General features: G+C 47.0%; 10 protein-coding genes. 3 read left to right on the top strand and 7 right to left on the bottom strand.

Annotated elements, in window-relative coordinates:
• Positions 1–25 precede the first annotated feature (25 nt).
• From ACG2F4_RS11015 to ACG2F4_RS11005, 3 genes are all read right to left on the bottom strand, one after another.
• On the bottom strand, positions 26–385 hold the full coding sequence (locus ACG2F4_RS11015; protein WP_395260695.1) for a hypothetical protein: 360 nt from the start codon (positions 383–385) through the stop codon (positions 26–28).
• Positions 385–735, bottom strand: a complete 351-nt coding sequence (locus tag ACG2F4_RS11010; RefSeq protein WP_395260694.1) for a cupin domain-containing protein — start codon at positions 733–735, stop codon at positions 385–387. Before ACG2F4_RS11010 ends, ACG2F4_RS11015 begins: the two co-directional genes overlap by 1 nt.
• Positions 736–1,768: 1,033 nt before the next feature.
• Positions 1,769–3,151 (bottom strand): NAD-dependent succinate-semialdehyde dehydrogenase, encoded by a 1,383-nt coding sequence (locus tag ACG2F4_RS11005; RefSeq protein ID WP_395260692.1) that lies wholly within the window; start codon positions 3,149–3,151, stop codon positions 1,769–1,771.
• 94 nt (positions 3,152–3,245) lie between these two features.
• Between ACG2F4_RS11005 and ACG2F4_RS11000 the strand changes: the two genes are divergently transcribed.
• Positions 3,246–3,512: a hypothetical protein gene (locus tag ACG2F4_RS11000; RefSeq protein ID WP_395260691.1), complete on the top strand. Its 267-nt coding sequence runs from the start codon at positions 3,246–3,248 to the stop codon at positions 3,510–3,512.
• Between the two features lie 172 nt (positions 3,513–3,684).
• Here ACG2F4_RS11000 and ACG2F4_RS10995 read toward each other — a convergent pair whose 3' ends face one another.
• The 4 genes from ACG2F4_RS10995 to ACG2F4_RS10980 all read right to left on the bottom strand — a co-directional run bounded on the left by ACG2F4_RS10995 (position 3,685) and on the right by ACG2F4_RS10980 (position 10,925).
• Complete coding sequence (locus tag ACG2F4_RS10995; RefSeq protein WP_395260689.1) at positions 3,685–5,172, bottom strand: biotin carboxylase; 1,488 nt, start codon at positions 5,170–5,172, stop codon at positions 3,685–3,687.
• A 226-nt stretch (positions 5,173–5,398) separates the two neighbouring features.
• On the bottom strand, positions 5,399–8,131 hold the full coding sequence (locus ACG2F4_RS10990; RefSeq protein WP_395260687.1) for an aminotransferase class I/II-fold pyridoxal phosphate-dependent enzyme: 2,733 nt from the start codon (positions 8,129–8,131) through the stop codon (positions 5,399–5,401).
• Between the two features lie 500 nt (positions 8,132–8,631).
• Entirely contained in the window at positions 8,632–9,573 is a 942-nt protein-coding gene (locus ACG2F4_RS10985; protein WP_395260685.1) for a carbon-nitrogen hydrolase family protein, read from the bottom strand.
• Positions 9,570–10,925, bottom strand: a complete 1,356-nt coding sequence (locus tag ACG2F4_RS10980) for an aspartate aminotransferase family protein (protein ID WP_395260683.1) — start codon at positions 10,923–10,925, stop codon at positions 9,570–9,572. The genes ACG2F4_RS10985 and ACG2F4_RS10980 overlap by 4 nt, the downstream gene beginning before the upstream one ends.
• A 598-nt stretch (positions 10,926–11,523) precedes the next feature.
• On the opposite strand from ACG2F4_RS10980, the gene ACG2F4_RS10975 reads away from it, so the two are divergent.
• On the top strand, positions 11,524–12,633 hold the full coding sequence (locus tag ACG2F4_RS10975; protein WP_395260681.1) for a fatty acid desaturase family protein: 1,110 nt from the start codon (positions 11,524–11,526) through the stop codon (positions 12,631–12,633).
• A 208-nt stretch (positions 12,634–12,841) separates the two neighbouring features.
• The gene (locus ACG2F4_RS10970) at positions 12,842–12,964 is read left to right on the top strand and encodes a hypothetical protein (RefSeq protein ID WP_395260680.1); all 123 of its coding nucleotides are present in this window, start codon (positions 12,842–12,844) and stop codon (positions 12,962–12,964) included.
• The last annotated feature ends 63 nt before the right edge of the window (positions 12,965–13,027 follow it).

The raw sequence follows: 13,027 nt of genomic DNA, 5'->3' as shown, positions 1-13,027 counted from the left end.
CTTAATTTCCAAACCTGATATTGCACTATCCTTTCCATCCGAGTGCCATAAGGCGCTGTTCAAGACCTGTCAACGTCAGGCTATTTCCGGTAATGTAATTCTGCAGGTTTGCCGTTCTCAAGTCTTCATTACATAAATTGTTCGCTTTTATTTTGCAATAAGCGTTAAACAGTACATTCATTTCAAGCATCTCTTTCTCATTCAAATAATAGTGCCTGGCTTTTTCCAACAGGAGACTTACCGATTGGGTCCTGACCACCAGTTGGTGGAAGTCATCCATAAAGTCATTGTAATCCGACATGATGTTAGAACCTCTATCAGGATCAGTTTGCTTGAACCTTGCAAGAGTTTGTTCCAGTTTTTTTAATCTGAGCTCCAAATCCATCAGCTTACCTCTTCATATCCGCTTTTGATTGTCGTGGATATCATTTTAAACCGGTCATTCGCCTTGAATGAATTGCGGGCGTGGGCCGGTACAATGATCGATTCGCCGGTTTCCAGGAGTGTTGATTTTCCATCGATTATAACCTCCGCATTCCCGTCAATAATCTGTATAAACTTATCGAACGGGGAGGTCTTCTCCTCCAGTTTCTCTCCGGTATCAAAAGAGACGGCATTAATATTTCCCGTCGCCTTCTTTATAATCGTTTTAATCACCACCGAATCGGGGACGTATTCGATGATTTCGACAATAATCATCGCTTTTGACTTTTCAAGCTCGAACGATTCTTTCATTTGATAACGATTACTTTGAAGGATTACCGCGTGGAAAGATCAGATCATTAATTGCCGATCCTTACACCTTTTTTTCGTTCGGTATTACGTAACAAAGGTCATGAAATTTTTGGGAGGGTACGTTACACACCTGTAAAAAAAATCTTACATATTTTACAGATTTTTGGATTTCTCTATCCATATATACGTGAGCATTGAATGAAGGAAGGTCTATGGGAAAGTTAGCCCGTCTTCCACGTTTAGGGGGCGAATCATTCGCACAACGTATATTGAGCCCGATTTCCACATCGCCTTGCACACGAACCAATTTCACAGTGAGAAATACGTGTTAGTTGCCCGTCGTACAAAGCTACTTAGAGCTTGGTCAAAAAGTCTCAATAGCTCTTTCCCCAAGATAGAGGTCTTCCTTTTTGTATGAACAAAGCGCCGACAGCAGTCGGGACTGAAGAAGCAAACATCCATAAATCATCGGTTGGGGATTTTTTTTGCCCGGGCAAAACTTCGATCCGACTAAAAAATCCCCTATGTTCTCTTTCGGTGACTTTCCGAAACATACAGTTTTCTCACAGTTCCTGCTTCACCAGATCCACTACAGGGGTTCTTTCTTAACGCCGGCGCTGCGTTTGCCCGGGCGGCTCATAAATCAAAAGCCGGAGGGATAACCCATTTTTCGGCGAGCACCCCAAGTCCAGAAAATCCCTGCAACTGAATCCGGTAAAACCACTTGGTGTGGAAAAGCAAGGGCCTGGTTGGAGTCGTCAATAGAACAATATCTAGGGATTTTATGGTGAGTTTTTTCGTTTTTTCCTCCCCGAAAAAGAACACTCAATATCGCCGATTACAAGAGGGCTTTGCAAAACCGTTGTTTTGGCCAATATCATCATTTTCTCGGATTCGAAATCCTCATTTACGAGATATAAACTGCGGTTTCGAATCCGCTCAGGCTTTGATCTTGATTAAAACTCCTGATTTTTCAAAGCCCTCTACAAGTTGTTTCCTGACGATAGGACTCAACATGGATCGTACAATTGAATCATCCATTCTTATTCACATACACCGTTTTTTTGTTAACAAATTCCAGGATTCCTTCTCTTGATAGCTCGCGACCATATCCTGAATTTTTGGTTCCGCCAAACGGCAGGCGGGGATCTGACTTTACCAGTTCATTTATAAAAAATGCCCCGTCCGGAATGTTGCTGACGCTTTTCCGCGCCCGTTCAATATCTTCTGTAAAAAGAGTAGTTCCGAGGCCGTACCTGGACTGTGATGCCAGCTCGAATGCTTCTTCCTCGTCTTTGGCCCTTATAATAGCAGCCACCGGACCGAACGTCTCCTCGTCAAAAGCCGGCATGCCCGGCTGTACATTGGTCAATACCGTCGGTTCATAAAATGCTTCTTGCTGGCTGCCCCCGGTCAACAGTTCGGCGCCCCGGGCAAGCGATTTTTTTACCTGCTCAGAGAGCTGATCGGCCAGATCCTTCCGGGCCAGTGGTCCCAGTTCCGTAGATTCATCCATCGGATCTCCTTTCTTAAGAGACTTGACTTGTCCTAAAAAATCCGGAACAAACTTGTCATATGCTTTCCCGACGAGTATAAATCGCTTGGCGGCAATACAGCTCTGGCCGCTGTTCAGCATTCTGGCCGTTACCCCGGTTTTCACCGCCTCTTTCATATCGGCATCTTCCCAGACGATGAAGGCATTGTTGCCTCCCAGCTCCAGCACCGACTTTTTCAAGTGCTTGCCCGCCAGGCTGCCCACGACCCGACCTGCCCGTTCGCTGCCCGTCAGGGTTACCGCCCGTACGATGTCGCTGGCCATGATCTGTTCCGTCCTGTCATGGTGGATAAAAAGATTTTGGAAAATGCCCTCCGCGAAACCGGCCTCCCGCAGCAGTTCTTCAATATGCGTGGCACAGCCGAAAACGTTGGAGGCATGTTTTAACAGGACGGTATTTCCGGCCATCAGGGCCGGAGCCGTAAAACGAAATACCTGCCAGAATGGAAAATTCCAGGGCATAATAGCCAGCACGGGACCGATCGGGTCATGACTCACAAAACTCTCGGACGCCTCGGTTTCAATGATCTCGTCCGCCAGGAAACGGGCCGCATTTTCGGCATAAAACTCACAAACCCATGCGCATTTGTTTATTTCCGCTTTGGACTCACCAATCGGCTTTCCCATTTCAAGGGTCATGGTGCGGGCATATCGGTCCACATTTTTCCTGAGCAAGCCGGCGGCTTTTCGCATTAATTGGCTTCTTTCCCGGATCGGCACTTTACGCCATGATTCAAAAGCCTCCAGCGATTTTTCCAGGATACTGTTTACCTCTTTTTCGGTGTGTTCGGTATAGCTGGCGATTTCCTCACCGTTGTAGGGATTTATGCTTTTGAACGTGTTCTGTTTGTTTTCTTTCATGTTGTGCCTGTTTTGAAATTTGAAAATTTATTGGGGCTTCCTTCCTCAAAAAGTCATTCTAGCCCTTTTCCCGTTACTAAATGTTCCTTTTTGTATGAACAAAAACGAACCCAAAAAATCACCGGCAGGGGATTTCTTCACCTGGCTGCACTTCGCTGCGGCTAAAAGAAACTCAGATATTTACGTTAAAAGTATCTCCCCACAAAAAGAGATTTTCCGCGCTTCTGATCTTTCCCGCAATCCTCCGCAGGGTTTCTTTCTTAACGCCTTCGCTGCGTTTGCCCGGATCGGCTCAGAAATCCATAGGCCGGCCCGATATATGTGGCAGCCTTCAAGTCCAGAAAATCCCTGCTTCAAATAGTTTTAACAGTAGCTAACGAGAAAAAGCAGTGCCCCGGCTAAGTGGCTGCAGACGTAACTATCTGGGATTTTATGGTGAGTTTTTTGGTTCGTTTTTTCCTCACCGAAAAAATGAACACCCACTCCAAGATTATTGGCTGTAATGCCGGTCCAGGATTTATCCGGTAAACCTGTTACACCAGCTTAAACCCGGTAAGATCAGACATCTTTTCGTCTAGCTCCTCAGTATCATCCGGTATCTCCGTGATGTAACGCTCGTGAATCGCTTTGATCCATTTTTTGGCGCGTTCCGTCAATGTAAAATCATCCGTCATCAACCGACCTCTCATTACCAGGATTCCCATATCAGCTCCTTCGTAGAGATACTTTCCCTTCTCGGCGATGCGTAAAAAGAACGCCTCGTTCTCTGACTCGACGGCGCGCCTGTGTGAATCCATCCGGTCGAATGTGATGGTTCCGTCTTTTTGTTGCTTCCAGATTCCCGAAGAGGGAGCCTCTTTAATATATTCGATACTATCTTTGGTGTGCTTGATGACAAGCTGACTCCAGCTGTCAATATTTTCAGGCTGGGACCACCGGTCGTTAATCGCTTCGATACTCAACTCGTAGGGTACATCCATCCACTCAAGCAGATGAAACATAAACAGCGGTGCATCAGCCAGGGCAAATACGGCGTGATTGGTGATGGAACTGGCCCCGGTAACCCGGGGATTAAGTTCTCCGAGATAGACTTCGCCATTGTCCTGGTCGATCAGGAAATCCAGCTCAAAGTATCCCTTGTACCCCTCTTCTCTGAGCTGGTCGCCGAGTAACTGTGTATATTGGCGCGCTTTCTCACGAATGGAAGGGGTAAAAGCATCGGCGTATATTTCATTCCCACACCAGCCGCCTTTATAGGGCGTCAGTTCCGGGAAACCGACCATTTCGGTCATCAGCGGGGCGACGATCGTTCCGTGGCGCGTGACGCAGGCCTCAATAGCCGAGCCCCGGCAATTGATCCGCTTCATGATTTTTACTTCATTCTCCTTGACGATCTCTTCCCGGTGTTTTTCAAAACCCTCGCTGTCGGAAATAAAGAAGGTGGTGTGCCCGGAATCTCCGAAGGGCGTCTGGATAACCAAGTCCTCACCCAGCTTTTTGGAGACCTGCCGCAAATGGTCATAATCTTTGACTTTTGAAAGCACATACGGCACACACGCTACACCCGCTTTCTCTGCAATGCGGTTGGTGTTCACCTTGTTATCCATAGAGGTACGCATTTTGGCTGATGGGAAACAGACTTCCAGGCCTCGTTTTTTGGCCAGTTTTTCCGTTTCTTCATCAAACATCAGGAACATCGCCTTGCCCGTCTCTCCGTTCCTTTTACGGGATTTTAAGTAATCGGTCACCTCAGGGTGCTCAAGCAGATAGTTGTTGATATCTTCGATGCTTTCAAATTCCTCGTGCGGCATCTCCTCTTTTGGTGAAAATACATTGGGATGCAACCCGTCAAAGCAGTTGATGTGACAGATAAATTTAAAACTCTTTATCCATTCGTCTGCCCCCAACAAGTTGAAATTGGTTGCGCTTATAAAATAGATCGGCGTTTCATTGCGGTGAAAAAATCGCCGGATGTCGGATAAGCCCTTCAGTGTTTTTACTTCTTTAGTCGTATTAGCCATGGTTATATTGTGATTAAATTGAAAGTAATTTGTTTATTTCTATGGAGTACAGGGTCAATCCTCCTGTCCTCCTTCTCCAAGGAGGAACTCGTTGTTCAGCAGCGATTTGCTAGTACGAGCAGTCTATCAAAAAGTCCCTCTTGGCGAAGAGGGATTTAGGCAGATTGAAATCCATGTAATGAAATTAATGCATGATATAACTAGTAAAGATAGTTTTTTGGTGTCCTTAATCTTCCTGTGTCTTCACTTCAGTCGGGGCTGAAATGGTTTCGGTTGTTCCCAGCACCTTTTCTTTAAATACTTTGACTCCCAGTTCGGGCCGGTACCCGTGTATCTCTTTCACATCCAGCACAAGCAGAAACCGGATAATTTCCCTGCTGATCACCTGTCCGGGCACCAACACGGGAAATCCGGGGGGATAGGGAATGACAAAGGTTGTAGATACCAGTTCGCGGCCATTTTCCAGGATATCCAGGCATTCATCAAGAGCGATATACTCACAGTTTTCCTGCCGGTAGGCCAAAAAATAAGCTTTTCTGATATCACCGCCGGGCACACCCTTAACGGCTTGAAAGCTGGAATGAAAATGGCTGAAATCGGGAAGGGGCGGCACATCTTCCATCAGCGAGGTTATTCGCTGCTCTACGATATCTTTTTCTTTCTTGTTCAGTGCCGGAAGCTCCTCATCCAGGTTACCGGCAATATGCAGCAGGGTGTTGATCAGGTAGGCAACACTGCCCCGGGTAGTGCCTATGCTGGTCATAAAAAGGATGGAGTTACGGGATGTTTTGTTGATCTGGATGTTGTACTGGTCCATCAGATACTTGTTTTTAAAAGTATCTCCATCAATGCCCGACAGCCCCACGGCGAGCGTAATTTTCGTGGGATCCAGAACAAATTCATCGTGCTCCCACGCGTCCTCCATCCGGTTCCAGCCTCCCTGGTCTGTGTAGTATTCATCCAGTCCCGAGGGGCGAAACTCGTCGGGGATAAAATCGCGGACCGTGAGCACCCGGAAGTATTTTTTCAGTACAGGATGGTCATGAATTTTGGCGCGGACAGACATCGCCAGCTCCACACTTTTCTCAACCAGCTCGTACCCTTCGAACTGCACCTGCCGGCGTCCCGCATCCAGCGAGGCCAGAATCTGATAGTTGGGAGAGGTGGAGGTATGGGTCATATAGGCCTCCTGGAAGCTGTCGGAGACCAGCCTCCTGAAATCTTCGTCCCATACGTGGATCATGGATCCCTGCCTGAAACTGGTCAGCGTTTTATGGGTACTTTGCGTGGCATACACGCGAATTTTCACTTTTCCTGGATCGGGCATGGACGGTACTTCATCCCCGGAAAGCGACTCGATATGATTTTTGTACCTGTCCCTGTAAGAATCTGACCGGTATTTGTTATACAGCTTGTTTGCTACAAACATACCCGTTCGCTGCTTATAGGTATAGGTAAAACCTGCAAATGCAAACCAGGCCTCATCCCACAAAAATATCACGTCCGGTTTGATGGCCAGCACCTCCTCCATCACTTTTTCCACGTTATAGACCAGCCCGTCGAAGGTGCAGTTGGTCAACAACAGCATTTTTACGTTATCCAGCCGGCCGGCCGACTTCAGTTCCAGAAGCGTTTTCTTAATTTCGTGGAGCGGAACGGCGCCATACATGCTGTATTTTTCTATCGGGTAGGAATCCAGGTAAACCGGGAGGGCTCCCGCCAGCACCAGCCCGTAGTGATGTGATTTGTGGCAGTCCCTGTCAATAAGCACCAGGTCCCCGGGTTCCACCAGGGCCTGCTGAACAATCTTGTTGGAGGTTGATGTGCCGTTGGTTACAAAAAATGTTTCCCTGGAACCGTACGCCCTAGAAGCCATCTCCTGCGCCTCTTTCAGGGTACCGGTGGGCTGAAGCAGGGAGTCTAGACCGCCGGATGTCGAGGAGGTTTCGGCCAAGCAGATATTGCGCCCGTAAAATTCACCGAAGTCCCGTATCCAGCGCGATTTGAAGACCGAATTTCCCCGGGAGATCGGCATGGCGTGAAACACGCCGACCGGCTTTTTGCTGTACTCTTTCAGGGCCGTGTAAAACGGGGTTTTGTATCGCTCGCGGATTCCCCGGAGTATGGCAAGATGCAGTTCCTGGATATCATCTTTCCGGTAAAAGATTCTCCGGAAATTTTTCAGCGTGGAATCTTTCAGGTTCTGTAGCGCGGTGTCGGTTACATAATACACATCCAGTTCCGGGCGGAACTGTTTGATGATTTTACCAAGTATGGGGCCAAGTTCCTCTTCCGATCGTTCGGAGTAATCCAATTCAATGACCTTCTCGAGAAACGGTCTTAGCAGTTCGTTGATCTCTCCCGATTTAAAAGGCGGAGCGTAGCGAATGACCACCGACTGTATGTTAAAGTTGATCAGCAGTGCAATGAGGGCATCCTGAAACGAACGCTGAACGGTAATGTCATATACCAGGTGCTCATCTTTTTCCCTGAGTTCACCTATTTTTCTCCGCAGGGCCTCTTCTTCATTTTTTGAGAGATTGTCTACAAACAGGACTTCAAAATAATTTTTCCGCGCCCCCCGGGGAGCCTGTTCTGTCCCCTCATCTTCCTGGTTTTCTTCCTCTTTATACTTCATGAATTGAGGATTGCTCCGATACGAGTCGCTTACCAGCTGGCGAACAAATTCAGCAACAGACCTAGAAACGGCAACATACTCTTCTCTTTCCAGTGATTTCTGAAGTTTTTTTACCTTTTTACTTCCGGGAAATGAGTAGTACTGTTCAACAGCTGCCAGGTTTTTTAGTAGCTCAAGCGCTTCTTTTTTATGATTTGTATTTTTCGCGGATTCCCAGGTATCAGAAACGATAGATTGTACTTCCGATCGCAGTCGATTCCACAAATCCACTCGTAATTGTGCAACATTGAAATGTGCCGTGCTTTTTTGGTCGTTTGTCATTCTCTTCTCTTTAAATTTTTAAGGAATACCGCTTTTGGAACTACTGCCTGGTGATAAAAAACAGCCCATTTACGAGCCGGTAAATTTTCAACTGATTTTGTCAGGTCATCCCCCCTGCCGAGGCTGTCCAAAAAGTCCAATAAGGGTGAACGCTACCTAAATAATTAAGGCGTGGTCAATCTCCCTAAATCCCTCTTCTCCAAAAGGGACTTTATGGTCGCTCATTGCATATATGAAGAGCTGTTTTTTCATCATTGAGTTCCTCCTTGGAGAAGAAGGACAGGAGGATTAATCTTCCATTTTTTCCACAAACCTAAATTATTAATGAGTGCAACTATCTGTCGAGTCTTTTTGGACAGCCTCACTTCAGAAATATTTTTAGTCATAGATGATAATTTTAAACACGCCTGTTCTGACACTAAGCACTATGTAGTCAACGGCCTTCTCTCTTACTATTTCTATCACAGCCTGATATTTAGTAACCAGGGGCTCGTTTCTATTTATAAGTTTGAGTCGGTATTCCGTTTATATTCGATATTGTCCTCCGTACTGTTCAGATTTTTTTCCTGCATCTTCAGGTCTCTCAATTCACTCACTCTGGCTGGTTTCGCAATTGGACCGAGGGAGTCCAGATAGGAATGTTTGGCCCCATTTTGGTAGATCGTAAAATCACCGATGTGATCACGAAAACTCTTAAGTGGCTGCCCCAGGCGCAACACGCCCAGTTCACGGCTCCGTTTAACCTTTTCCATATTTATTTCAAGTGGTATAAGTTCTTCTATCGTACTGGCCTGATAGATAACTCTGCCGTCAGGTCCGCAGATGATGGAACGACCACTGCCCCCGGAATCCAGCCCGTTGATATCAATGAAATAGCACTGGTTGGTTGCAGCCGAAGCCCTTGCGATAGCGAGTTCAATGTCCCTGTCGATCGTCCCCGTAAGTGTAGGATGCAGAATTACTTCAGCTCCCATGACCGCCAGTGTGCGGGTTGTTTCCGGGAACCACATATCATAACAGATGGATACCCCGAACTTCCCTACTTCAGGTACCTCAAACACGCAAAACTCCTTGCCCGGGGTAACCCCGCCCTCATAGGGATAGAATGGGAACATCTTACTATAGCGGGCTACAACTTCACCTTCCGGGTTGTACACCATGGCGGTATTGTAAATTTCATCTCCTCTTTTTTCGAAGATAGAACCCGGAAGCAGCCAGATACCATGTTTCTTGGCCATCTTCTGCATTTCCAAATCAAATGGTCCGGGTATTTCCTGCGCCGTATGGGTCAGCGGACCAAAACCGCACAGTTCACTGAACACAACCATCTCTACCCAGGGATAAAGATTCATGAGAATATCCAGCTTCACTTTCATCATCTCCACGTTGGAGTGGGTCGCGGAAACCTTCATCTGAACACCGGCTATGGCAAATGGTTTCATGCTTCTACCCCGCAGGCTGTGAGTACTTCCTCTTCCAGAATATCGAGTCCCTGGTTAAGCTGTTCATCGGGTATGACAAGCGGCGACAGGATCCGGATAATATTTTTGAAGGTACCGGCACTCAACAGTACCAGTCCGCGTTCGGCACACCCCTTCACTATGCGGGAACAAAGCTCCCCGTCGGGTTGGCGCGGATCGCCGTCTTTCACAAATTCAAGGGCCATCATCGCCCCCATTCCACGCACGTCGCCTATCTGGGGGCATTGGGTCTGGAGCTTTTCCAATCGACCTCGTGTGATGTTACCGACTTCAACTCCCCGCTTATTCAGGTCAATCTCTTTCATGTATTCGATCGTCGCCAGGGCTGCAGCGCAGCAAACCGGGTTCCCGATATACGTGCCGCCGATGGTACCGGGTGCCGCAGCGTCCATCACTTCCGTTTTGCCCAGTACCGCCGCTATCGGCATACCCGATCCCAGCGATTTGGCATAGGTCGAGATATCGGGCGTGACGCCATACTGTTGCCAGCTGGCCCATTTGCCGGTTCGCCCGAACCCGCTTTGCACCTCATCAAAAATGAGCATGATGCCGTGTTCATCACAAAATTTGCGTAATCCTTCCACATATTTTTGCGGGGCTACGTTGATTCCACCTTCTCCCTGAACAAGTTCGATGATAACGGCCGCAATATTCCTAGGATCCACGACATTGCGAGCACTTTCACGCAGGCGTTTTAGTTCCAGGTCCACAAATGCCTCCCTATCCTCGCCGCGGCTGTACCGGTAATAATTGGGATAGGGCAGGCGATACACTTCAGGCGCAAAAGGACCACAATTCAGTTTATAGTCGATTTTACTCGTCAGGGTCATCGCCATCATCGTTCGCCCGTGAAAAGCCCCTGTAAAGCACAAAACGGCTTGTCGTTTGGTAGCCTGTCGCGCTATTTTGATGGCATTTTCCACCGCTTCCGCGCCTGTGCTTACCAGCATCGCCTTGGTTGCAGATCCATGAGGCAGTATCCCGATCAGTTTTTCACACAGTTCCATGTAGGGTTCGTAGGTAACCACATTAAAACTTGTGTGGATATACTTTGCTGCCTGTTCCTGGATCGCTTTGACCACAGGTTCCGGGCAATGGCCTGCATTTACCACCCCGATCCCCCCCGCAAAATCGATCAGTTCTTTTCCATCCGCATCGGTAATGGTGGCGCCCTTGGCTGAAGTTACCGTCGCCGTATTGAAGACACCGACGCCATTTGCTACAACTGCTTTCCGGCGCTCAAGCATCTTCTCAGACGCCGTTTTACTCTTATTATCTTTAGAACTTATTTTGTTAAGAAATTCTTTAATCATAGATCTGTTTCTTTAATCGTTATTTTACAATTCTCCCTGTACTAAATTTCTTCAGGCTCTGGGTTATTTTTCTTTGGTATCTAAACGGGAAATTATTTCAGGTTAGCTCTTCTCTCCCTCTAATATTTAATACTATTTTACCCGATGATACTCGTTTCGGCAGGTGCTGGTATTAACTGTGTGGAATCCCGATACAACTCTCAGACACATGTTCTTATCAATATACTATCATTTTTAATCATATCCTTGTTAGAAATCAGAATGAGAGGGGCAGACTAACAACTTGTCCCGATTTTACTCCTTTTCCAACTTTGTGTGTTGTAACGGTCGTTAACTTTTTCGAGATACTGTCATTTCCGGCAAACGAATGAAGTCATGAAATGTCTGGTCAGACAGATACAGGGCCATAAAAAGCAGATATTTTCAAAAAATACCTTTAAGAAAAATGAGTGGTCTACAAGCAAATCGCATATGCCGCAACCCATACAGTATTCTTCCAAGAGTGTAAAATCTGCAACAAAAACCAAAACGTATGTAATAGCCTACAGGCAATTTTTTGGCATCTTTAATGCGATATCGCATTAAAGGACCAAACAAGATGTCTGCCGTCGAAAAAGTAACATTCAACAACAGCACCAGCCGGGAATTCAGTAACACTGTAAAACAGCGGGTCGATCAATATTTTGAAGAGCATGACCTCTCAAAACATGCCAACCTGCAGATGGTCCTGAAAACCATCGTGTTGCTGACCCTGTACTTCGGCTCGTATGCGTTGATTATATCAGGACAGCTTTCCCTTGCAGTGATGTGGTTTTTAACATTTGTGATGGGCGTCGGGATGGCCGGAATCGGCTTCTCGGTATCGCACGACGCCCTGCACGGGGCCTACTCTTCCAACAAGTATGTCAACCGCGCCCTGGGATACACCTTTGACCTGATGGGAGCGAACGGGTACATCTGGAAGATCACTCACAATATCATCCATCATACCTATACTAATATTCACGAGCACGACGAAGACCTGGAGGTGGCCGGGTTTATACGGCTTTCCCCTCATGCGGAGTGGAAACCTATCCACCGCGTGCAACATATTCTTGCCTTCCTTGCCTACAGCCTGGCCACCTTTTTCTGGGTCTTCGTAAAAGATTACAAGCATTTTCTGAAAACAAATATCGGGCCATACAAGAACAAAAGTCACCCTGTTGGCGAATGGATCATCCTGTTTGTGACCAAGGGCATCTATTACAGCTACATGCTGGTGTTGCCGATGCTGCTGCTCGATATTACCTGGGTGCACCTGTTGATCGGATTTTCCACCCTCCACCTTACGGCCGGCCTGATACTGGGTATCATCTTTCAGCTTGCCCACGTGGTGGAGGGGACCGACCACCCGGTGCCCGATGAAGAGAACATGATTGACGAGCACTGGATGATACACGAGATGGTGACTACCAATAATTTTGCGCGGGACAACAAGGCGTTGTGCTGGTTTGTCGGCGGATTGAATTTTCAGATAGAGCATCACCTGTTCCCGGGAATATGCAGCGTGCACTATCCGGCCATCAGCCATATTGTGGAGAAAACGGCCAATGAATTTGGCATTCCCTACAATCAGCATGACACCTTCCTCGAAGCCGTGGCGTCACATTACCGTACGCTAAAAAAATTCGGAGATCCTGGTTTCACCTATTCTGAAGCTCACATGTGAGAGATCTTCAGAGCGCTTTGGGATTATCGTTTGGAGTGAGTTGTACTCCCGCTAACGAGCATGTAAGGTCGGTGGTACAACCACCTCCCAACAAATTAGCTCGCATGTGAGATATCTGTAACCTTTTTATGGGTTTTTGTAACTATAAATTATCACCGACAGGGTACATTAAAACTGAATCAGATAATGCTAACAAATGGACTTGAACATGGATAAACATAATAAAGACCGAAAGAAAAAATCTTCCTCTCCCAAAAAATCCAATCCCAGGGGGAACAAAGACAACGATTCGAATCAGCCGGAAAAGAAAGCTGAAAAGAAGCAGGCTTAACCTTTAAGTATCCCCTTTAGGTCGAACCTCTGTTTTAGCCTGAGGTTCGACTTTTACACCGAG

It is taken from the genome of Halalkalibaculum sp. DA3122 (assembly GCF_043951865.1).
Taxonomy (GTDB): Bacteria; Bacteroidota; Rhodothermia; order Balneolales; family Balneolaceae; genus JAMQKA01.
The sequence above is the reverse complement of the archived record's forward strand: the minus strand, read 5'-3'. Positions and strand labels throughout refer to the sequence as shown.